Origin of the sequence: Pantoea trifolii (assembly GCF_024506435.1) — a bacterium.
Taxonomy (GTDB): Bacteria; Pseudomonadota; Gammaproteobacteria; order Enterobacterales; family Enterobacteriaceae; genus Pantoea; species Pantoea trifolii.
In genome coordinates this window covers 3827431-3847760 of the sequence record NZ_JANIET010000001.1, presented here as the reverse complement: position 1 = coordinate 3847760, position 20330 = coordinate 3827431, and the positions used below count along the sequence as shown (strand labels likewise).

At 56.1% G+C, this 20330-nt stretch carries 21 protein-coding genes; 13 read left to right on the top strand and 8 right to left on the bottom strand.

The genetic code is table 11. The features are described from left to right. Position 1: 1 nt before the first annotated feature. A complete protein-coding gene (gene tsgA / locus NQH49_RS17945; protein WP_008101801.1) occupies positions 2 to 1180 on the bottom strand; it encodes an MFS transporter TsgA in 1179 nt (392 codons plus the stop codon). A gap of 262 nt (positions 1181 to 1442) precedes the next feature. Between tsgA and ppiA the strand changes: the two genes are divergently transcribed. The 5 genes from ppiA to argD all read left to right on the top strand — a co-directional run bounded on the left by ppiA (position 1443) and on the right by argD (position 4792). Next, on the top strand, positions 1443 to 2015 hold the full coding sequence (ppiA, locus tag NQH49_RS17940; protein ID WP_008101803.1) for a peptidylprolyl isomerase A: 573 nt from the start codon (positions 1443 to 1445) through the stop codon (positions 2013 to 2015). A gap of 98 nt (positions 2016 to 2113) precedes the next feature. Then, positions 2114 to 2284 carry a YhfG family protein gene (locus tag NQH49_RS17935; protein WP_256697652.1) on the top strand — a complete coding sequence of 57 codons (171 nt, stop codon included), beginning with the start codon at positions 2114 to 2116 and terminating at the stop codon, positions 2282 to 2284. Further along, a complete protein-coding gene (locus NQH49_RS17930; protein WP_256697651.1) occupies positions 2274 to 2867 on the top strand; it encodes a putative adenosine monophosphate-protein transferase Fic in 594 nt (197 codons plus the stop codon). Before NQH49_RS17935 ends, NQH49_RS17930 begins: the two co-directional genes overlap by 11 nt. Positions 2868 to 2908: 41 nt before the next feature. Continuing rightward, positions 2909 to 3484: an aminodeoxychorismate synthase component II gene (locus NQH49_RS17925; protein ID WP_256697650.1), complete on the top strand. Its 576-nt coding sequence runs from the start codon at positions 2909 to 2911 to the stop codon at positions 3482 to 3484. Positions 3485 to 3571: 87 nt separating this feature from the next. Then, the gene (gene argD / locus NQH49_RS17920; protein ID WP_256697649.1) at positions 3572 to 4792 is read left to right on the top strand and encodes a bifunctional acetylornithine/succinyldiaminopimelate transaminase; all 1221 of its coding nucleotides are present in this window, start codon (positions 3572 to 3574) and stop codon (positions 4790 to 4792) included. Here the strand turns inward: argD and NQH49_RS17915 are convergent. Together NQH49_RS17915 and crp are read right to left on the bottom strand one after the other, a co-directional pair. Beyond that, entirely contained in the window at positions 4789 to 6867 is a 2079-nt protein-coding gene (locus NQH49_RS17915; protein ID WP_256697648.1) for a YccS/YhfK family putative transporter, read from the bottom strand. The two genes, argD and NQH49_RS17915, sit on opposite strands and share 4 nt — an antisense overlap. A gap of 58 nt (positions 6868 to 6925) precedes the next feature. Further along, the gene (gene crp / locus NQH49_RS17910; protein ID WP_003852956.1) at positions 6926 to 7558 is read right to left on the bottom strand and encodes a cAMP-activated global transcriptional regulator CRP; all 633 of its coding nucleotides are present in this window, start codon (positions 7556 to 7558) and stop codon (positions 6926 to 6928) included. Between the two features lie 304 nt (positions 7559 to 7862). Between crp and NQH49_RS17905 the strand changes: the two genes are divergently transcribed. Then, on the top strand, positions 7863 to 8267 hold the full coding sequence (locus NQH49_RS17905; RefSeq protein ID WP_008101814.1) for an OsmC family protein: 405 nt from the start codon (positions 7863 to 7865) through the stop codon (positions 8265 to 8267). 51 nt (positions 8268 to 8318) lie between these two features. On the opposite strand, the gene NQH49_RS17900 is transcribed toward NQH49_RS17905, so the two are convergent. The 3 genes from NQH49_RS17900 to NQH49_RS17890 all read right to left on the bottom strand — a co-directional run bounded on the left by NQH49_RS17900 (position 8319) and on the right by NQH49_RS17890 (position 10487). After that, a complete protein-coding gene (locus tag NQH49_RS17900) occupies positions 8319 to 9188 on the bottom strand; it encodes a phosphoribulokinase (RefSeq protein WP_008101816.1) in 870 nt (289 codons plus the stop codon). 61 nt (positions 9189 to 9249) lie between these two features. Continuing rightward, on the bottom strand, positions 9250 to 9468 hold the full coding sequence (locus NQH49_RS17895; protein WP_256697647.1) for a YheU family protein: 219 nt from the start codon (positions 9466 to 9468) through the stop codon (positions 9250 to 9252). Between the two features lie 2 nt (positions 9469 to 9470). Then, the gene (locus NQH49_RS17890) at positions 9471 to 10487 is read right to left on the bottom strand and encodes a hydrolase (RefSeq protein ID WP_256697646.1); all 1017 of its coding nucleotides are present in this window, start codon (positions 10485 to 10487) and stop codon (positions 9471 to 9473) included. 60 nt (positions 10488 to 10547) lie between these two features. On the opposite strand from NQH49_RS17890, the gene NQH49_RS17885 reads away from it, so the two are divergent. Next, positions 10548 to 11150 carry a LysE family translocator gene (locus NQH49_RS17885; protein WP_008101822.1) on the top strand — a complete coding sequence of 201 codons (603 nt, stop codon included), beginning with the start codon at positions 10548 to 10550 and terminating at the stop codon, positions 11148 to 11150. Position 11151: 1 nt separating this feature from the next. On the opposite strand, the gene NQH49_RS17880 is transcribed toward NQH49_RS17885, so the two are convergent. Further along, positions 11152 to 12132 (bottom strand): LacI family DNA-binding transcriptional regulator, encoded by a 981-nt coding sequence (locus NQH49_RS17880; protein ID WP_256697645.1) that lies wholly within the window; start codon positions 12130 to 12132, stop codon positions 11152 to 11154. A gap of 236 nt (positions 12133 to 12368) precedes the next feature. On the opposite strand from NQH49_RS17880, the gene tauA reads away from it, so the two are divergent. From tauA to tauD, 4 genes are read left to right on the top strand one after another with little or no spacing between them, the layout of a single operon-like run. Continuing rightward, positions 12369 to 13346, top strand: a complete 978-nt coding sequence (gene tauA / locus NQH49_RS17875; RefSeq protein WP_256697644.1) for a taurine ABC transporter substrate-binding protein — start codon at positions 12369 to 12371, stop codon at positions 13344 to 13346. 11 nt (positions 13347 to 13357) lie between these two features. Then, positions 13358 to 14125, top strand: coding sequence for a taurine ABC transporter ATP-binding subunit (gene tauB, locus NQH49_RS17870; RefSeq protein ID WP_256697643.1), 768 nt, complete (start codon positions 13358 to 13360; stop codon positions 14123 to 14125). Next, positions 14122 to 14949: a taurine ABC transporter permease TauC gene (gene tauC / locus NQH49_RS17865; protein ID WP_256697642.1), complete on the top strand. Its 828-nt coding sequence runs from the start codon at positions 14122 to 14124 to the stop codon at positions 14947 to 14949. The genes tauB and tauC overlap by 4 nt, the downstream gene beginning before the upstream one ends. Then, positions 14946 to 15785 carry a taurine dioxygenase gene (tauD, locus tag NQH49_RS17860; RefSeq protein WP_256697641.1) on the top strand — a complete coding sequence of 280 codons (840 nt, stop codon included), beginning with the start codon at positions 14946 to 14948 and terminating at the stop codon, positions 15783 to 15785. The genes tauC and tauD overlap by 4 nt, the downstream gene beginning before the upstream one ends. A gap of 151 nt (positions 15786 to 15936) precedes the next feature. Here the strand turns inward: tauD and NQH49_RS17855 are convergent, their stop codons facing one another. Further along, positions 15937 to 17841: an ABC transporter ATP-binding protein gene (locus NQH49_RS17855; protein ID WP_256697640.1), complete on the bottom strand. Its 1905-nt coding sequence runs from the start codon at positions 17839 to 17841 to the stop codon at positions 15937 to 15939. A gap of 114 nt (positions 17842 to 17955) precedes the next feature. Between NQH49_RS17855 and kefG the strand changes: the two genes are divergently transcribed. Together kefG and kefB are read left to right on the top strand one after the other, a co-directional pair. Next, positions 17956 to 18507 (top strand): glutathione-regulated potassium-efflux system ancillary protein KefG, encoded by a 552-nt coding sequence (gene kefG / locus NQH49_RS17850; RefSeq protein ID WP_256697638.1) that lies wholly within the window; start codon positions 17956 to 17958, stop codon positions 18505 to 18507. Further along, entirely contained in the window at positions 18507 to 20309 is a 1803-nt protein-coding gene (gene kefB, locus NQH49_RS17845) for a glutathione-regulated potassium-efflux system protein KefB (RefSeq protein ID WP_008101837.1), read from the top strand. The genes kefG and kefB overlap by 1 nt, the downstream gene beginning before the upstream one ends. Positions 20310 to 20330 lie beyond the last annotated feature (21 nt).

Below are 20330 nucleotides of genomic sequence, written 5' to 3'. Positions count from 1 at the left end.
CTTAGTGCGTTACGTGGCCGTGCTGGCGATGTTTGGTCACAAAGCCGAGCAGAACACACATCACAAACACCACGGCGTACAAACCGTTAGCGGTAGAGAGCGCGGCATGTGCGCCACCTTGTGCCACGATTGGGCCGGTCACCACGAACGTCAGCATGGTGCCGACGGTGCCGCAGGTCAGGATGAAGTTCACCAGCTTCGGTGAAGAGACCTTGGTTTGCAGCGATCCCAGCGTGATGATGGTGGTGTAAATCGCGCTTGAGCTGAAGCCCAGCGTCATGATGATCCAGTGCAGCATGCTGGCGTCTTTAGAGGTGACAAACCAGTACATCAAACCGGTTGCCAGCGCGGCCAGCACCATCAGGATGCGTTGCAGATCGAAGAAGCGCAGCACGAAGCTGAACACCCACATGCCGACCATGTACGCGGTCCAGAAGTTACCCACCAGCTGACCGGCAGCGGCGATATCCATGCCCATCGATTTGGTGGCGTATTCGGGCACCCATGAAATAAAGCCGAGCTGGCCGAGGATGTAGCACAGCGCCGCAATCGACAGGAACAGCACGCCGATGCCCCATTTCTCTTTCTCAACGCCTGGCTTAGCGGCTTCGCTTTTCAGTACCGGGAACTCAATGAACAGCGTCAGCACAAAGATGGCGACATAAATGATACCGATGCAGGCGTACACCCAATACCACGGCAGCGCGCGCGCCAGCAGAATACCGGCGATGATCGGGAAGATGGTGCCCGCCATGCTGAAGAACGAATCGGTAAACAGCAGACGTGCGCCACGCTGACGGCCATCGTACAGATGAGTGATCAGGAAAGTACCGATCGACATGGTGATGCCGCTCACCACGCCGAGAATGAACATGCACAGCGAGAAAACGGTGAGATCGTGGCTGGTCATCAGACCCGCAACGGCGAGAATCATCAGCACAAAACCAAAGATCAGCTGGCGCTTCAACGGCACTATCACCATCAGCCAGGCGTTCAGGAACACCGACACTAAAATGCCCGCATTAAGGAATGTGAAGGTGTTGCTCATTTCTGAAATAGGGCGCTGGAAATACTGCGCGATATTGTCCAGCACCATACCGGTAACAATCACCAGTGCGCCAGTGAGCGCATAGGAGAAATAGCTAATCCAGGTAAGGCCAATGCGATTACGGTTTGTCATGTTCTGAACCTGTTAAGCGCCGAGATTGGCAAAAAGTGTCATGAATTGTAAGTGTTGCTGTGATCTTAATAAACAACGAGTGTAACAAGGCGGAAATATTTCATTGAGAGTGTGATTTTCGTCACGCAAATGATTGCGTGGCGGCAAAAGTATGACAATAGCAACATCCGCGTAAATATCGGTAAAACGCTGGCTCTTGGATCACATGCTCTTTACAATCAATCTCGTTTTTGAGCTAGCTCTCCATGGTAAGGAATCTTTCATGCTTAAACGTACTTTGACAGCGGCGGTTGCCCTGTTAGCGCTCTCTTCTGTATCTTCTGCCGCGCTTGCCGCAAAAGGGGATCCACATGTGCTGCTCACCACCTCTGCGGGCAATATTGAACTCGAGCTTAACAACCAGAAAGCCCCGGTTTCGGTGAAAAACTTCGTTGATTACGTCAACAATGGTTTTTACAACAACACCATTTTCCACCGCGTGATCCCTGGTTTTATGATTCAGGGCGGCGGTTTCACTACCGATATGCAGCAGAAGCAAACGGTAGCGCCGATCAAGAACGAAGCCGACAACGGCTTGCGTAATCTGCGCGGCACCATTTCGATGGCGCGTACCGCAGATAAAGATAGCGCCACCAGCCAGTTCTTCCTCAACGTAGCCGACAACGCCTTCCTCGATCACGGTCAGCGTGATTTCGGTTATGCGGTGTTTGGTAAAGTTGTGAAAGGCCAGGATGTGATCGACAAGATTGCGCAGGTCCCGACTAAAGATGTCGGTCCGTACCAAAATGTGCCGTCAAAACCGATTGTTATCCTCTCCGCCAAAGTCCTGCCTTAATTCTGAAACGCGCCGTTTTTCACTGGCGCGCCATTTGCTCTCCGGCAAAGCAAAAAATTGCTGCTTATACTTAGGGCTCACTGCTTGCCGGAGGCGCTATGACTAGCAAACTCACTGAGAAACAGAAAGCCACTTTGTGGCAGCAGCGCCGTGCTGCGAGCTACCAATCCAGCTGTCGACTGGCCGGATATTCCTATAGTGAAGCTCTTATCGATGCCGAACATGCTGAGGAGCGACTTGAGTCGCTGAGGAGGCAATATGGTGGATAACAGCTTAGCAGTACGCGATCCCTATTTGTGGCACAACGACAATGTGTTGAAGAATCGCCTCGATATTCATGATGAAGCCCAACTGCGTAAAGCGGAACTGGCGTTCAGCGCCGCGCGCCTGGCGACAGTAGAACTTGGCCAGCGCAGCATCGGTTTGCCACGTCTTTGCCATATTCATCGCACGCTGTTTCAGGATCTCTACAGCTGGGCAGGAGAATTGCGCACCATCGATATCTGGCGCGATGAAACGCCGTATTGTCATTGCGAATATATCGAGAAAGAAGGCAATACGCTGATGCAGGCGCTGGAGGAAGAGCGCGGCCTGGCTGACCTTGAGCAGGAAGCGTTCGTGGCGCGTATCGCACATTATTACTGTGAGATCTTCGTGCTGCATCCGTTCCGCGCCGGCAATGGCCGCGCGCAGCGCATCTTCTTCGAACAGTTGGCACTGCATGCCGGTTATCAGCTTTCCTGGGAAACGCTCGAACGCGATGCGTGGCGCGCTGCGATCTCGGCGGGCGTCGCCGGCGATCTGGCACCGCTTACCGCGCAGTTTGCGAAAGTGGTGAGCCCGGCGAACTAAAATAGGTAGAATAGCGCCGCTTTTACTGGCCTGAGGGCGCTATGCTGCTGCTAATCGATAACTACGACTCCTTCACCTGGAATCTCTACCAGTACTTTTGCGAACTGGGCGCGGAGGTGCGCGTGGTGCGTAACGACGCCATTACGCTGGATGAGATGCAAGCGCTGCCGCTGACGCATCTGGTGATTTCGCCGGGTCCGTGTACGCCGGATCAGTCTGGCATCTCGCTCGCGGCGATTCGCCATTTCGCCGGGCACGTGCCGATCCTCGGCGTTTGCCTTGGGCATCAGGCGATTGCACAAGCCTATGGCGCGCAGGTGGTGCGCGCGCGCCAGGTGATGCATGGCAAAACCTCCCTGATCCAGCACACCAACCAAGGTGTGTTTCGCGATCTGAATAATCCGCTGACCGTGACGCGCTATCACTCATTGATTGTGGCGCGCGATACGCTGCCCGCTGAGTTTGAAGTCACCGCGTGGACCCTGCGCGACGGCCAGCCGGATGAGATCATGGGTTTCCGCCATCGCACTTTGCCGCTGGAAGGCGTGCAGTTCCATCCGGAAAGCATCCTCAGTGAGCAAGGGCATCAGCTGCTGGCTAATTTCCTCAACGCGTAACTTATGTTTGCCTTCGTGTGATTTTTTATGCATATTTTGTGATTATATTTTCACATCAGCTCAACAAATAACCCGATGAGGTCGTCAATGGCAGCGGAAAAACTAGCGGTAACCCGGGAAACGTTCGATAACGTTATTTTGCCTGTTTATGCACCTGCGCAGTTTGTGCCGGTAAAAGGTAAAGGCAGCCGAGTGTGGGATCAGCAGGGCAAGGAGTATATCGATTTCTCTGGCGGCATCGCGGTGACTGCATTGGGCCATTGTCATCCGGCGCTGGTGGAAACGCTGAAAACCCAGGGCGAAACCTTGTGGCACACCAGCAACGTGTTCACCAACGAACCAGCGCTGCGTCTGGCGAGTAAATTGATTGCCGCGACCTTTGCCGATCGGGTGTTTTTCGGTAACTCCGGTGCGGAAGCCAACGAAGCAGCATTCAAGCTGGCGCGTTATTACGCCTGCAAAAAACACAGCCCGTTCAAAAGCAAAATTATCGCCTTCCATAACGCCTTCCACGGCCGCACGCTGTTCACCGTGTCGGTTGGCGGCCAGCCGAAATACTCCGATGGCTTCGGTCCAAAACCGGCGGATATCGTGCATGTGCCGTTCAACGATCTCAATGCGGTAAAAGCGGTGATTGATGATCACACCTGCGCCATCGTGGTCGAGCCGATTCAGGGCGAAGGCGGCGTAATGCCGGCCACGCCAGAGTTTATGCAAGGTCTGCGCGCGCTGTGCGATGAACACAATGCGCTGCTGGTGCTGGATGAAGTGCAGAGCGGTATGGGACGTAGCGGCAAACTGTTTGCGTATGAGCATTACGGTATCAAGCCCGATATTATTACCAGCGCGAAAGCGCTGGGCGGCGGTTTCCCGGTGAGCGCGATGTTGACTACCAACGAAATCGCCTCGGTGATGGCGCCGGGCGTTCACGGTACCACTTACGGCGGCAATCCGCTGGCCTGTGCCATCGCTGAAACGGCGCTGGATATCATCAACACGCCAGAAGTACTGGAAGGCGTTGAAGCACGTCGTCAGCAGTTCGTTGAAGCGCTGCAAGCCATCGACAGCAAATTCGCTATCTTCAGCGAGATTCGTGGCAAAGGGCTGCTGATTGGTGCCGCGCTGAAGCCGCAGTTCGCCAGCAAAGCGCGTGACATCCTCAACGCTTCTGCAGCGGAAGGGCTGATGATTCTCACCGCCGGTACCGACGTGATCCGTTTTGTGCCGTCGCTGGTGATTGAACCTACCGATATCGCCGAAGGCATGACGCGTTTCGCCAGCGCGATTGAAAAGGTGCTGGCCGCTTAATCCGCTTTCGGACGTAACACCTTGAGCCAGCGGCCATGATGCGGTCGCTGGCTCCACGCCAGCGAAGAGATGGTGTGCATCACGTTGAGGTGCTGCAAAATCCGCTTCACATGCTGTTCGACAATCGTCACCGGCCCTTCATTGAGATTCTCCGGTGCTTCCAGAATATTGCTGTCGTTGCCCGGCCCATCATACGCCAGTCGCTGCTGACAACGCTGCAGCGCGATTTCACAGGATTGCAGATAACGTTCCGCCAGCTTGGCCGTCAACATGGTGTGCTCACGCGCCAGAATCGTCATGGCGTTAATATGCTCGACGATGAACTGACTGTGCGTAACCCACATGCGCATATCTTTCAGGTATTGCAGATTAAAGCCTGGTTCGCTCGATGCCTGGTTCAATGAGTTGAACAGCGCGTTGTGCGCCTGATTAACCTTCATGCGCTGATAAGCCAGTTTCTCCGGCGACTGTTCCGGGCCTAACAGCATTCGCAGCGCTTCCTGATAGGCTTCCAGCGCATCGTGCGCGTTCTTGCGCAGCAGTCCGCTTTGCCACTGCGGCCACAGCCAAATCATCCCGGCGAAGGCAATCAAACAGCCCATCAAGGTATCCATCATGCGCGGCAGCAGAAACTGTGCGCCGTTGAGCGACAGCAGCTGCAGCGAATACACCGCCGTGACGGTGAAGCCAATCATCGACCAGCCGTAATATTTCCGCGTGATCAGATAACTCGCCAGCGTGATCCCTAGCATAAACAGCAGCGTGATCGATTCCGGCACCGCCAGCTGGAGCGACGCGGCGGCGATCAGCAATCCGGCAAAAGTGCCCAGCGCACGGTGCTGGATGCGCACGCGCGTCGCGCTGTAACCGTTCTGGCTGACGAACATGATGGTCATCAGAATCCAGTAAGGTTTGGGAATGTTGAAGAACAGCGCCAGCGCGCTGCCAAACATCAGCATCACGGCAAAGCGTGCCGCGGTGCGTAACGCGGTGGATTTGAATGACAGATAACTGCGCAGCGCGGGTAACAGCGGCAAACGGCGCTGGCGATCGGCCATCAGGTCACGCGTGTAGAGCGGCTTCTGCGTACGCAACACGCGGGCGATGCGGCTGAAGTGATACAGGCAGAAGTTGCCGACCGGGTTATCCGGATGCTGGCGCGCAATTTTCTCCAACGCGCCGAGCTGTTTCTCCATATGAAAACGGTCTGGCAGCTGATGGTAGAGAATTGCATCCGCCAGCACGCGCAGTCGCGCCGAGATGATTTTGGCGTTCCAGCGAATCACCGCTTCGGCGTGGCTCTCTTCAACCAGCTTCTGCACCTCTTCCGGCTGATGCAAACTCACCGAGATGTGTTCCTGTAAATCCAGCGCCACCTGGAAAGCGCGCGTCAGGCGTTTGTGGCTGTTATCGCGACTGGCCGACAGCATATGCATTTGCTGGTAGCAGGTGGTGATGAGATCGACCGCCTTTTGCTGACGTGCCAGCAACGGTGGCAGCGCTTTTTCCGGATCGGTCAGCTGCGTCAGTAAGGTGTATTTGGCATCGCAGTAATCCGCCAGCTCGCGGAACAGCAGGCTGAGCGACTCGCGCATCGGCTGCTCTTTCCACAGCCAGAACCAGAACCAGTTGAATAAGCCGTACCATAGCGTGCCGCCAATGTAGAGCAGCGGCGGCACCCACATCGGCATGCGTCCAACCAGGCTGAGCGTGAAAATAGCGGCAATCAAAGTCGCGGGCAGCAATCGTGCATGCAGCGGGCCGATTTCGCCGGTCACGCCAATCAGCAGCGGCAACGCCAGCAAAATCAGCGGCAGCGGAACCTGATAAGCGGTGAGGATTTGCATCAGGAAACTGCCGGTGGCAAACAGCGAACCCCCCACAATCAGGCGTTTGAAGAAGCGTTTGTGCGGCGTATCCAGACCCGCCATGTTGCAGCAGGCCGGCACTAATGAGAACAGCAGACCTTTTTGCAGATCGCCAAACAGCCAGCCGAGAGCCACAGGCAGGCACAGCACCAGCGTTTGCCGCAGCGCGTAGTTAACTTCGGGATGATAGATGATTCGACGCCACATCAGCTCATCGCAAATAGAAACGGCGCGATGTTGCCATCACGCCGTGGGTGAGAAGAAATTAGCGGGTGCCGTAAACGACGATGGTTTTACCGTGTGCGGAGATCAGGTTCTGATCTTCCAGCATTTTCAGGATACGACCCACGGTTTCGCGTGAGCAGCCCACGATCTGACCAATCTCCTGACGGGTGATTTTGATTTGCATCCCGTCTGGGTGAGTCATCGCATCTGGTTGTTTGGCCAGATTTAGCAGCGTTTGCGCGATACGTCCGGTGACATCGAGGAAGGCAAGGTTGCCCACTTTCTCAGATGTGACTTGCAGACGACGCGCCATTTGCGACGAAAGTCGCATTAAAATATCCGGGTTTACCTGAATCAGCTGACGGAATTTTTTGTATGAAATTTCAGCCACTTCGCAGGCAGACTTCGCACGTACCCAGGCACTACGTTCCTGGCCTTCTTCGAAAAGACCGAGTTCGCCGATGAAATCTCCCTGATTGAGGTAGGAGAGAATCATCTCTTTGCCTTCTTCATCTTTAATCAGTACCGCTACGGAACCTTTTACGATGTAGTACAGCGTTTCCGCTTTCTCACCCTGATGGATGAGCGTGCTTTTGGATGGATATTTGTGAATATGGCAATGGGACAGGAACCATTCGAGTGTAGGGTCTGTTTGCGGTTTGCCGAGAACCATTCGCTATTATCCTCTGTTGTAATCGTGCCCAAAACACAGGGGGCATTTTTCCCTGTCAGGCGGTTTAATCGTCGAGCGTTTCCAGTAAAGGAAAAATTATTCCGGGTGGACTCTTAAGCTACGCTTTTGATTCTTCCGGCCTTCGTCTGTGATGACGAAAATATTTTCAGCACTGTTTGTAGCACAGCTTTTGCGAGCTGTCTTGTGTTGTCTCGCTTCAGCACAAGGGGGATTACTCTGGATTGCTGTTTGTCAGGTGAAAGCGTACTCTGGCGGCAAAACCGCCGCTTCAGGAGAGAGAATAATGCAGGCACGAGTGAAATGGGTGGAAGGTCTTACCTTTCTCGGAGAATCCTCATCTGGCCATCAGGTATTAATGGACGGTAATTCCGGTGACAAAGCGCCAAGTCCAATGGAGATGGTGCTGATGGCCGCAGGCGGCTGTAGCGCCATTGATGTGGTTTCGATCCTGCAAAAAGGGCGCAGCGATGTGGCCGATTGCGAAGTGAAACTCACCTCAGAACGCCGTGAAGAAGCGCCACGCATTTTTACCACTATCAACCTGCATTTTATTGTCAGCGGCAAAGCATTGAGCGATAAAGCGGTTGCGCGCGCGGTTGATCTGTCGGCGGAAAAATATTGCTCGGTGGCGATCATGCTGGGTAAAGGCGTGGAAATTACCCACAGCTATGAGGTTGTCGAGTTGTAATCGGTCGAAGGGGAGGCATTCATGCCTCCCTTTTCACCGCCCGCACCAAACCTATTCAATCCGCTTCCCTTCAATCAGTCGCTGTACCAGCGGCAGCATAATCAGCTCCATCGCCAATCCCATTTTGCCGCCCGGCACCACCAGCGTATTGATGTGGGAAATAAACGATCCCTGAATCATCGCCAGCAGATAGGGGAACGCGATGCCTTCCAGGCCACGGAAATGAATCACCACGAAGCTTTCGTCGAGCGAGGGAATTTCGCGGGCGGCAAACGGGTTTGAGGTATCAACGGTCGGCACGCGCTGGAAGTTAATGTGGGTGCGCGAGAACTGCGGCGTGATGAAGTTAATGTAATCCTCCATCGAACGTACCACCGAATCCATTACTGCTTCGCGTGAATGGCCGCGCTCGCCGGTGTCACGCACTAGCTTCTGAATCCACTCAAGGTTAACAATCGGCACCACGCCAACCAGCAGATCGACATGCTCCGCCACATTTTGCTGCTGCGTGACCACGCCGCCGTGCAAGCCTTCATAAAACAGCACATCGGTGTTTTCTGGTAGCGGCTGCCACGGCGTGAAAGTGCCCGGTACCTGATTCCACGGCACCGCTTCATCGTAGGTGTGCAGATATTTGCGTGATTCGCCGAGGCCGGTTTGACCGTAATGTTTGAACGTCTGCTCCAGTAGACCGAAATCATTGGCTTCCGGGCCGAAGTAGCTGATGTGGCGACCGAGATCGCGTGCTTTGCGGATCGCCATGTCCATTTCCGGACGCGTGAAGCGATGGAAACTGTCGCCCTCGAGTTCCGCCGCATGCAGGTTCAGCTGCTGGAAAATCTTACGGAAGGCGAGGCTGGTGGTGGTGGTTCCGGCGCCGCTGGAACCGGTGACGGCAATAATTGGATGCCTGGCTGACATAACAGAGCTCCCTGTGAAGTCCGGCGATGAGCATTGTTACCACGAATTGCCGCGGGGTGCATCAGCCGCGAAATTCACCCTTCGGCATAATATTGATCGATTCATGCAGTTCCGACCACACCAGCACCACGTCGCCGCGCTCCAGCTGGCGGCGCACGTCGGCGACTTTTTGCAGCAAACTGCGTTCCTGCTCGCCGTAATCGGTGCCTTCGCGTAACACGAAGGTTTCAATCAGATTTTCCAGCGTCTCCGCTTCGAGTTGTTGCCAGGGAATAATCACTATTACACATCCAGATAAGTTGAGAGCCAGTCGGGCACGCGCTGTTCCAGCCACATTTTCGGTTTAAGCAAGGTGCCGCCGACAAAGCCGACGTGGCCACCTTGCTGCGTCAGCTGATACTGAATGGAGGCTGACAGCTGGTCAGGTTGCGGGATCACGGCATCAGTCATAAAGGGATCATCTTGCGCATGAATGATCAGCAGCGGTTTACGCACGCCAGTGAGCAGCGGCATCGCGCTGGCTTGTTGATAATAGTCGCTGGCGTCAATAAAACCGTGCGCACGTGCCGTTATGGCATCATCGAATTCGCGTAAGCGGCGGAAAGCGCGTAACTGGCTGAGATCGACCGGCAGCGTGCCGGGCCAGGCGTGCAGTTTGCGCGTAGCGTTCTTTTTTAGCCGCGTCAGCAAATAGTGCTGATAGAAGCGCGAAAAGCCAACATCCAATTTGCCGCTGCACGGTTCCAGTGCCAGTGGCGCTGAGATGGCGATGCCGGCATCAATCGGCACATCGTGACCTTGCTGACCCAGCAGGCAAGCGAGCATGTTGCCGCCCAGCGAAACGCCGACTGCAGCGGTCGGCACGCTGCCCCATTCACGCTGCAGCCAGTTAAGGAAGTAGGTGGCATCTTCGGTTTCACCGGAGTGATAGATGCGCTTCAAGCGATTAGGCTCGCCGCTGCAGCCGCGAAAGTGCATCACCACCGCCAGCCAGCCGCGCGCCTGACACGCCTGCATCAGGCCATGCGCATACGGGCTGCGAAAGTTGCCTTCCAGGCCGTGAAACATCACCATGCGCGGCTTGTGACGTGCCTGCGCCGGATCTTCGCTCCACGCTAAATCGACAAAATCGCCGTCCGGAAGGTCAAGACGCTGCCAGTGCGGACGCAACGTGACGCGGCGCCGCAGAATACGCGGCAGCAGTGTTTGCAAATGCGCGTTACTGAATCCGCGCAGGGGGGTAAAGCGCTCGCCGCTGGGGCGATCAAAATAGCTTGGGTAAAGGCTTGTCTGATGCATAAGTCGCTGATAGCTTCGATGGGTTGTTCGCTTTACTGGGTGAGGAGCACCCGAATATACATGGAACTGAGTCTTTTTTTATCAATGTTAGGTTTTCTTTGGGTCGCGGCCATCACGCCCGGGCCCAATAATATGTTACTTACCGCCTCGGGTGCTAATTTTGGCTTCCTGCGCACCATTCCGCTGCTCATTGGTATCATGATTGGTATGCAAGTCATGTTGCTGATGGTGGCATTCGGCATCGGCGGTCTCATCCTGCTTTATCCCTCGCTGCATCTGATTCTGAAGATTGCCGGTAGCCTTTATCTGCTGTGGCTGGCGTGGAAAATCGCCAGCGCCGAGTATGAAAAGCTGGAAACCGATGATGTGACGGTGAAGCAGATGCCGTTCTGGCAAGGCGGCTTGCTGCAGCTGATCAACCCGAAAGCCTGGCTCATGGCCCTCGGCGCAGTGGCCAGCTTCAGCCTGGCAGGCAGCGAATATCTGCATTCGGTGCTGGCCATTAGCCTCGGCATGTTCATGGTGAACGTGGTTTCTGGGGTGATCTGGATGGGCTTTGGCTCGCTGATTGGACGTCTGCTGCGCAGCCCGCGCGCGTGGAAAATGTTCAATCTGGCGATGGGCTTGCTCACCGCCGCGTGCGTATTGCTGATTTGGCGCTGAGTTAACTGGAAGCGCGTTCAACGCGCTTCCACGGCAACACTTCATGAACCACCGACGAGTTGGGTTGGCGGATGCGTTGGACCAGCAGCTGTACGCTGCGCGCGCCCATGCGATTCATCGGTTGCTCAATCGTCGTCAGCGGTGGATTCAAACTGCTGGTAAAGTTGATGCCATCAAATCCTACCACCGCTAAATCTTCCGGCACGCGCAAGCCCGCCTCCAACGCCGCGTGTATTACGCCAACCGCCAACACATCTGATACCGCGAATACCGCATCCGGCCGTTCCGGCTGCGTCAGCAGTTCGCGCAAAGCCGCACTGCCCGCTTCGCAGGTGATATTCTCGGCGTAGGCCACACCGCACCAGCTGAGATCCAGCTGCTCCAGCGCCGCACGATATCCCTCTTCACGCTTATGTGAATAGAGGTAACGCATATCACAGTTCACCAGCGCAATGCGGCGTCGGCCTTTGCTCGCCAGATAACGCACGGTTTCGCAAGCCGCTTCTTCATTGTCAATCGCCACACTTGAGGCGGCGATCGCCGGATCGTATTCGGCACACTGAACCCAGGGCGCATCGCCAATCAATTCTTTCAACTCTTGCAGGGTACTGGCGGCATCCATGGTGATCACGCCATCGACCACTTTGCCACTCAGTAGAGCAATGTAAGCCGCTTCGCGTCGCAATTGCGATCCTGAGTTACACAGCAGAATGTGGTAACCCTGCGCTTCCGCTTCGGCTTCAATGCCCTGAACCACGCGTGAGCAGAACGGATTGGTGATGTCGGGAATCAGCACTAACAGCATATGGCTTTGTGAGGTGCGCAGCTGGCGCGCCAGTAAGTTGGGTTGATAGTCGCAGATGTCGATGGCCGCCAGCACTTTGGCGCGCGTATCCGGGCGCACGCCGGGATTCTGGTTCAAAACCCGTGAAACGGTGGCTTTGGACACACCAGCCAGGTGTGCGACTTTCTCAATCGACATGGATTCAAGACCGTAAGTAAAAAGTGAAAAATGAGATGTCTATCAATATCACAGCTGCCATGTGAGCGCGTGACATATTTACCGATTTCCCTTCTCTTTCCATTTGCACTTTCTGCATAGCCTTGCCCAATGTTGATCTAAGAACCGATCGTCATTAGGGATAATTTTTAATTCCTTTGTGAAATTACTCTTGCTGGAGAAACTGCGCAGACAAAAACACATTGGGGTGAATGGTGATGGCGATGAAAAAAACAATAACGGCGGTCGCAGCGGCTCTGGCCCTGATGGCGTTCCAGGCACAAGCGGTCAACGTTACCGTGGCGTATCAGACCTCGGCGGAACCAGCCAAAGTGGCGCAGGCGGATAACACCTTCGCCAAAGAGAGTGGTGCTACCGTCGACTGGCGCAAATTTGATAGCGGAGCCAGCGTGTTGCGTGCCCTGGCGTCGGGCGACGTACAGATTGGTAATATCGGTTCCAGCCCGCTGGCGGTCGCCGCCACGCAAAAGCTGCCGATTGAAGCTTTCCTGCTGGCCTCACAGCTCGGTAATTCCGAAGCGCTGGTGGTGAAGAAGACCATCAAAGATCCTAAAGACCTGATTGGCAAGCGCATCGCCGTGCCGTTCATCTCGACTACGCACTACAGCTTCCTCGCCGCGCTCAAACATTGGGGCATCAAACCTTCGCAAGTGACCTTAGTCAACCTGCAGCCACCGGCGATTATTGCCGCCTGGAAACGTGGTGACATTGACGGTGCTTACGTCTGGTCTCCGGCGGTCAATGAGCTAGAGAAAGATGGCAATGTGCTGACGGATTCCTCGCAGGTTGGCAAGTGGGGCGCGCCAACGCTTGATGTGTGGGTGGTGCGTAAAGATTTCGCGCAGCAGCACCCAGAAATCGTCACCGCCTTTGCCCGCAGCGCGGTTGAAGCGCAGCAAGCTTACATTGCCAATCCGGATCAATGGCTGAAGCAGTCAGACAACCTGAGCAAGCTGGCGCGCCTGAGCGGTGTACCCGAAGCGGATGTGCCGGTGCTGGTGAAAGGCAACACCTATCTCACCGCGCAGCAGCAGGTGGAGCAGCTCAGCAAACCGGTGAACAAGGCGATTGTCGATACTGCCGGCTTCCTGAAAGAGCAGGGCAAAGTGCCAGAAGCGGATAGCGATTACAGCAGCTTCGTCACCACGCGCTTCGTTGCCCCCTTAGCGAAATAACCGGAGGCCGTATGCTTAACATCACCCATCTCAATGCGCGTTACGCCGGACAACCCGCGCTACAGGACATCAACCTGCAGCTGGGCAGCCGAGACCTGCTGGTGGTGTTGGGCCCTTCCGGCTGTGGCAAAACCACGCTGCTGAACCTCATCGCCGGTTTTCTGCCGCTGGAATCTGGCAGCATTACGCTGGATGGCAACAAGGTGGAAGGACCGGGCGCGGAACGCGGCGTAGTATTCCAGAATGAAGGCTTGCTGCCGTGGCGCAATGTGATTGATAACGTTTCGTTCGGCTTGCAACTGGCGGGGATGGCGAAGGCAGAGCGTCATACCATCGCACGCCGTTTGATCCGCAAAGTAGGACTGGAAGGGGCAGAACAGCGTTTTATCTGGCAGCTCTCTGGGGGGCAACGTCAGCGCGTGGGCATTGCGCGTGCGCTGGCGGCTGATCCTCAGTTGCTGCTGTTAGATGAGCCGTTCGGTGCACTGGACGCCTTTACCCGCGAACAGATGCAAACTCTGCTGCTAACGCTGTGGCGTGATACCGGCAAACAGATTCTGCTGATCACTCACGACATCGAAGAAGCGGTGTTCCTCGCCAGCGAACTGGTGCTGCTGTCGCCGGGACCGGGCCGCGTGGTCGAGCGTTTGAAACTCGACTTCGGCCAGCGCTTCGCCGCCGGGGAAGCGTGCCGCAGCATCAAATCCGATCCGGCGTTTATCGAACGTCGCGAATATGTACTGAACCAGGTGTTTTCCCAGCGTGAGGCGTTTATATGAGTGCGGTGATTGATGAGAAAACCCAAGCGCGTCGTCGCGGATTGTGCTGGCCGTTCTCGCGCCAGTTCTCACTCAGCCTGCTCAGCGTTGGCTTGTTGCTGCTGCTGTGGTGGGGGATAACCGCGCTCGGCTTAGTCGCACCGCTGTTTTTACCGCCGCCGCAAGTGGTGCTGCAGAAGTTGATATTGATTGCCAGCCCGCAAGGCTTTATGGATGCCACGCTTTGGCAGCACTTGGGCGCTAGCCTGGCGCGCATGCTGGTGGCGCTGTTCTTTGCCGCGCTGATTGGCATTCCGGTCGGCATCGCCATGGGCCTGAGCCCGGCGATTCGCGGCTTGCTTGATCCGCTGATCGAACTATATCGCCCGGTGCCGCCGCTGGCTTATCTGCCGCTGATGGTGATCTGGTTTGGCATCGGCGAAACCTCGAAAATTTTACTGATTTATCTGGCGATTTTCGCGCCGGTGACCTTATCGACGCTGGCGGGCGTGAAGAATGCCCAGCAGGTACGGATTCGCGCGGCACAGGCGCTGGGCGCATCGCGCTGGCAGCTGCTGCGCTTTGTGATTCTGCCTGGCGCGCTGCCGGAAATCCTCACCGGCTTGCGCATTGGTCTCGGCGTAGGTTGGTCAACGCTGGTGGCGGCGGAACTGATTGCCGCTACGCGTGGACTCGGCTTTATGGTGCAGTCGGCCGGTGAGTTCCTCGCCACCGACGTGGTGCTGGCCGGGATTGCCGTGATTGCCCTGATTGCTTTTGGCTTAGAACTGGGTCTGCGCGCTTTGCAGCGCCGACTGACGCCCTGGAATGGAGAACAGCAATGAACGAACGACTTTCTTTTACCGCTCTGGGCCCGCATATCGGGGCGCAGGTTAGCGATGTCGATCTCAGCCGTCCGCTGAGCGATGCCCAGTTTGAACAGCTTTATCATGGCCTGCTGCGCCATCAGGTGCTGTTCCTGCGCAATCAGGTGATTACCCCGGAACAGCAGCGCGCGCTGGCGATTCGCTTTGGCGATCTGCATATCCATCCGGTCTATCCGCATGCGGAAGGCGTGGAAGAGATCATCGTGCTGGATACGCATCAGGATAATCCGCCGGATAACGACAACTGGCACACCGATGTCACCTTTATTCAAACGCCACCGGCAATTGCGATTCTGGCGTCCAAACTGCTACCGGAGAGCGGCGGCGATACCTTGTGGTCAACCGGCATTGCGGCCTATGAAGCATTGTCTGAGCCGTTTAAGACGCTGTTGAATGGGCTGCAGGCGGAGCACGACTTCAAGAAGTCGTTCCAGGAGTATAAATACCGTAAAACCGAGGAAGAGCATCAGCGTTGGCAGCAAGCGGTGGCCAAAAATCCACCTGTGCAGCATCCGGTGATTCGTACGCATCCGGTGAGCGGACGCAAGGCGCTGTTTGTGAATGAAGGGTTTACCACACGTTTGCTGGGCTTAAGCGAAAAAGAGAGCGATGCGCTGCTTAACTTCCTGTTCTGGCATAGCGCCAAACCGGAGTTCCAGGTGCGCTGGCGCTGGCAGGAGAATGATGTGGCGATCTGGGATAACCGCGTGACGCAGCATTATGCCAATGCGGATTATTATCCGGCGCGAAGAGTGATGCATCGTGCGACGGTGTTGGGGGATAAGCCGTTTTGATTTGGAATGGTGCTCGCATTCCCCCTCCTCGGTCCTCCCCCATAAAATGGGGGAGGAAGATGCTGCCACATGTCAGTGATGAAGCTGCATGTGGCAGCGTCTCCTTCCCCCGTTTACGGGGGAAGGACGGGATGGGGGACAGCGTGCACAATCAACCCGCCAGCATTTGCTCCAGCTGTTCCTGCGCATCCAGCCATGCCATTTCGACCTCTTCCAGCGCGGCCTTACTTTCTGCCTGACGCTGCAGCGCCACGTTCAAATCGGCTTTGCGGCTCTGATCGTAAATCGCGCTGTCAGCCAGTTGCGCTTCCGCATCGCTGAGCTGACTCTGCCACTTCGCCATCTGCTTCTCGAGTTTCTCGATCTCTTTACGCAGCGGCTGCGTTTGTGCACGCAGCTCGGCGTCGCGGCGTTTCTGGTCTTTACGCGATTGCGCGCTGTTGCCGTTATCCTGCTTCGGCGCGGCATCCTGTTGTGCTTGCTGCTTCTGCAGATCGCTCAGCCACTGCTGATAATCTTCCAGATCGCCCTCAAACACATCGACCTTACCGTCGTGCACCAGATAGAGATCGTCGGTGGTGGCGCGCAACAGATGACGATCGTGCGAGACCACCACCAACGCGCCTTCGAAATCAATTAGCGCTTCGGTCAGCGCCTGACGCATATCAAGATCGAGGTGGTTAGTCGGTTCATCGAGCAGCAGCAGGTTTGGGCGCTGCCAGACAATCAATGCCAGCACCAGACGCGCTTTTTCGCCGCCGGAGAAGCGTTCAGTGATTTCGCTGACTTTATCGCCCTGGAAGCCGAAGCCACCAAGATAATCGCGCAGCTGCTGCTCAAGCACTTTCGGTGCGATGCGTGACAAATGCTGCAACGGCGATTCATCGGCGCGCAGATATTCCAGCTGATGCTGGGCGAAGTAACCGAGCTTGATGCCTTTCGCCAGGCCAACTTTGCCATCCAGCGCCTCGAGCTCACCGGCGAGCAGTTTGATTAGCGTCGATTTACCCGCGCCGTTACGGCCCAGCAGGCCAATACGCGAACCCGGCACAAGGTTAAGTTTGATGGCGTCGAGAATGATGCGCTCGCCATAACCGGCGGTGACGCGTTCCATCTTTAGCAACGGATTCGGCAAACTTTCTGGCGCGCGGAAACTGAAGCTAAACGGGTTATCGACGTGTGCTGGCGCAATCAGCTCCATGCGCTCCAGCATTTTGATGCGGCTCTGCGCCTGCTTCGCTTTGGTGGCCTGCGCGCGGAAGCGATCGATATACTTTTGCAGGTGCGCCACTTTTTCCTGCTGGCTCTGGAACAGCGCTTGCTGTTGCGCCAGCTTGGCGACGCGTTGACGTTCGAACGAGCTGTAGTTGCCGGTGTATTCAAACATCGTTTGCTGTTCGATGTGGATGATCTTATCGACCACCGGATCGAGGAAGTCGCGGTCGTGCGAAATCAGTACCAGCGTGCCTTCGTAGCTTTTCAGCCAGCGTTCAAGCCAGATCACGGCATCGAGATCGAGGTGGTTGGTCGGTTCATCCAGCAGCAGCAGATCGGAACGGCACACCAGCGCCTGCGCGAGGTTGAGGCGCATGCGCCAGCCACCGGAGAAATCGCTCACCGGCCGCATTAATTGTTCCTGGCTAAAGCCCAAACCGTGCAACAAACTTGAGGCGCGAGCAGGTATGCTCCACGCCTGAATCGCATCCAGCTTGCCGTGCACCAGGGCGATGACGTTGCCATCGTTGCGCCCATTGGCGTCGGCTAATTCAGATTCAAGCTGACGATATTCACGGTCGCCGTCGATAACATACTCCAGCGCGGGTTTGCTCAGCGCCGGGGTTTCCTGATTGACCCACGCCAGCGCCCAGTTGCTTGGGAAGGTGGCGTTACCTGCATCGCTGCTGATCTCGCCCTTCAGCAATGACAGCAGCGTCGATTTGCCGCAGCCGTTTTTACCCACTAAGCCCACTTTCTGGCCAGGGTTTATGGTGGCTGTTGCGTTATCCAGCAGCACATTGGTGCCGCGGCGAATTTGTAGTGCTGAAAAGACAATCATAAGCGCCGTATCGTCAGAATATGTTAATTTACCGGCAACATAATTCGAGAAAATTTGTTGCGTCGAGCATGGTAGCGGAATTCCTGTGCCGTGACGACGCTTTGGAGGGGAACGATGTCGCAGCCACCTAAAATATTGCTGCTTTACGCCCATCCGGAATCACAGGATTCGATTGCTAATCGGGTTTTGCTGCAGTCGGCTATGGAACTGGACCACGTCACGGTGCACGATTTATACGCCCACTATCCGGATTTCTTTATTGATATTCACCATGAGCAACAGCTACTGCGCGAACATCAAATCGTTGTATTCCAACATCCACTTTATACCTACAGCTGCCCGGCGCTCCTGAAGGAGTGGCTGGATCGTGTGCTGTCGCGCGGCTTTGCCAGCGGTCCGGATGGCAATGCGCTGGAAGGCAAATACTGGCGCAGCGTGGTGACCACCGGCGAACCGGAAGCGGCGTATCACCCTAGCGGCCTGAATCGCTATCCGATGAGTGACATCATGCGTCCGTTTGAGCTGACGGCGCAGATGTGTCGCATGCACTGGATGACGCCGATGGTGATTCACTGGGCGCGTCGGCAGACGCCGGAAGTGATGCGTAATTTTGCCCGAGCGTACGGCGACTGGCTGGCTTCACCGCTGCCGCAAGGAGGTGTGTGATGGAAGGCGAAACGTTACTGACGGCGGGCGTCATTTATCTGGTTGCGGCGGTGCTGATTGTGCCGATTGCGGCGCGTCTTGGCATTGGCGCGGTGCTGGGCTATTTGCTGGCCGGTATTGCGATTGGTCCGTGGGGATTGGGTTTCATCAGCGACGTTGAGGAGATTCTGCACTTCTCCGAACTCGGCGTGGTGTTCCTGATGTTCATCATCGGGCTGGAACTGAACCCGTCGAAACTCTGGGCGCTGCGCCGTTCTATCTTTGGCGTGGGTGCCGCTCAGGTGCTGATCTCCGCCGCCATTCTCGGTGGATTGCTGTGGCTGACCGACTTTAGCTGGCAGGCGGCGGTGATTGGCGGTATTGGCCTGGCGATGTCTTCCACAGCGATGGCGCTGCAGCTGATGCGCGATAAAGGCATGAACCGCAGTGAATCGGGGCAGCTCGGTTTCTCGGTGTTGCTGTTCCAGGATTTGGCGGTGATTCCCGCGTTGGCATTGGTGCCGCTGCTGGCGGGCGGCGATAGCGGTCACGTTGACTGGTTGAAAGTCGGGATGAAAGTGCTGGCGTTCGGCGGGATGCTGATTGGTGGCCGTTATCTGCTGCGCCCGATTCTGCGCTTTATTGCCGCATCCGGCGTACGCGAAGTGTTTACTGCCGCGTCGCTGCTGCTGGTGCTGGGTTCGGCGCTGTTTATGGACGCGCTCGGCCTGTCGATGGCGCTCGGTACTTTTATCGCCGGTATTCTGTTGGCGGAAAGTGAATACCGCCACGAGCTGGAAGTGGCCATCGAACCGTTCAAAGGCTTGCTGTTGGGCTTGTTCTTTATTTCGGTTGGCATGGCGCTGAATCTCGGCGTGCTTTATACCCACATCACTGAAATCTTGCTGGGCGTGCTGATTCTGGTGACGGTGAAAACGCTGGTGCTGTATGTGCTGGGGCGCATTTATGGCCTGCGCAGTTCAGAGCGCCAGCAGTTTGCCGGTGTGTTAAGCCAGGGTGGCGAATTTGCCTTTGTGCTGTTCTCGGCAGCGTCATCGGCCAAAATGTTCAGCGGCGACCAAATGCCGCTGCTGCTGGTAACGGTGACGTTGTCGATGATGACCACGCCGCTGCTGATGAACGGCATCGACCGTTTACTGGCGCATCGCTTTAATGAACCCGATGAAAATGCCGAGAAGCACTTCGTCGAAGACGATCAGCCGCAGGTCATTGTGGTGGGCTTTGGTCGTTTTGGTCAGGTGGTTGGCCGTTTGCTGATGGCGAACAACAAACGCATTACGGTGCTGGAGCGCGATATCTCGGCGGTGAGCCTGATGCGTAAATATGGCTATAAGGTTTATTATGGCGACGCCACCGAGCTGGAGCTGCTGCGTGCGGCGGGCGCGGAGAATGCGCAATCCATCGTCATTACCTGCAACGATCCGGAAGATTCGATGACCATCGTGCAGCTGTGTCAGCAGCACTTCCCGCAGCTGGAAATCCTGGCGCGTGCGCGTGGACGTGTTGAGGCGCACGAACTGTTGCAGGCGGGCGTCACGCTGTTCTCACGTGAGACGTTCTCCAGTGCGCTGGAGCTGGGCCGCAAAACGCTGATCTCGCTGGGCATGCATCCGCATCAGGCGCAGCGCGCACAGCAACATTTCCGTCGTCTGGATATGCGCATGCTGCGTGAACTGGTGCCAAGCCATGATGACAGCGCGCAGGTTTCACGTGTGCGTGAGGCGCGGCGCGAGCTGGAGGATATCTTCCAACGCGAAATGCAGCACGAAAAACGCCAGTTCGACGGCTGGGATGACGAGTAGATCTATACTTACTTAATCCGT

What these genes read in the sequence shown, in the direction of transcription:
- tauD (WP_256697641.1), top strand. Translation starts at nt 14,946, where the DNA reads ATGAACGAACGACTTTCTTTTACCGCTCTGGGCCCGCATATCGGGGCG.
- tauA (WP_256697644.1), top strand. Translation starts at nt 12,369, where the DNA reads ATGGCGATGAAAAAAACAATAACGGCGGTCGCAGCGGCTCTGGCCCTG.
- argD (WP_256697649.1), top strand. Translation starts at nt 3,572, where the DNA reads ATGGCAGCGGAAAAACTAGCGGTAACCCGGGAAACGTTCGATAACGTT.
- tauB (WP_256697643.1), top strand. Translation starts at nt 13,358, where the DNA reads ATGCTTAACATCACCCATCTCAATGCGCGTTACGCCGGACAACCCGCG.
- NQH49_RS17855 (WP_256697640.1), bottom strand. Translation starts at nt 17,841, where the DNA reads ATGATTGTCTTTTCAGCACTACAAATTCGCCGCGGCACCAATGTGCTG.
- NQH49_RS17880 (WP_256697645.1), bottom strand. Translation starts at nt 12,132, where the DNA reads ATGTCGATTGAGAAAGTCGCACACCTGGCTGGTGTGTCCAAAGCCACC.
- NQH49_RS17915 (WP_256697648.1), bottom strand. Translation starts at nt 6,867, where the DNA reads ATGTGGCGTCGAATCATCTATCATCCCGAAGTTAACTACGCGCTGCGG.
- kefB (WP_008101837.1), top strand. Translation starts at nt 18,507, where the DNA reads ATGGAAGGCGAAACGTTACTGACGGCGGGCGTCATTTATCTGGTTGCG.
- NQH49_RS17890 (WP_256697646.1), bottom strand. Translation starts at nt 10,487, where the DNA reads ATGCATCAGACAAGCCTTTACCCAAGCTATTTTGATCGCCCCAGCGGC.
- crp (WP_003852956.1), bottom strand. Translation starts at nt 7,558, where the DNA reads ATGGTTCTCGGCAAACCGCAAACAGACCCTACACTCGAATGGTTCCTG.
- NQH49_RS17925 (WP_256697650.1), top strand. Translation starts at nt 2,909, where the DNA reads ATGCTGCTGCTAATCGATAACTACGACTCCTTCACCTGGAATCTCTAC.
- tauC (WP_256697642.1), top strand. Translation starts at nt 14,122, where the DNA reads ATGAGTGCGGTGATTGATGAGAAAACCCAAGCGCGTCGTCGCGGATTG.
- NQH49_RS17900 (WP_008101816.1), bottom strand. Translation starts at nt 9,188, where the DNA reads ATGTCAGCCAGGCATCCAATTATTGCCGTCACCGGTTCCAGCGGCGCC.
- NQH49_RS17885 (WP_008101822.1), top strand. Translation starts at nt 10,548, where the DNA reads ATGGAACTGAGTCTTTTTTTATCAATGTTAGGTTTTCTTTGGGTCGCG.
- tsgA (WP_008101801.1), bottom strand. Translation starts at nt 1,180, where the DNA reads ATGACAAACCGTAATCGCATTGGCCTTACCTGGATTAGCTATTTCTCC.
- ppiA (WP_008101803.1), top strand. Translation starts at nt 1,443, where the DNA reads ATGCTTAAACGTACTTTGACAGCGGCGGTTGCCCTGTTAGCGCTCTCT.
- NQH49_RS17905 (WP_008101814.1), top strand. Translation starts at nt 7,863, where the DNA reads ATGCAGGCACGAGTGAAATGGGTGGAAGGTCTTACCTTTCTCGGAGAA.
- NQH49_RS17935 (WP_256697652.1), top strand. Translation starts at nt 2,114, where the DNA reads ATGACTAGCAAACTCACTGAGAAACAGAAAGCCACTTTGTGGCAGCAG.
- NQH49_RS17930 (WP_256697651.1), top strand. Translation starts at nt 2,274, where the DNA reads ATGGTGGATAACAGCTTAGCAGTACGCGATCCCTATTTGTGGCACAAC.
- kefG (WP_256697638.1), top strand. Translation starts at nt 17,956, where the DNA reads ATGTCGCAGCCACCTAAAATATTGCTGCTTTACGCCCATCCGGAATCA.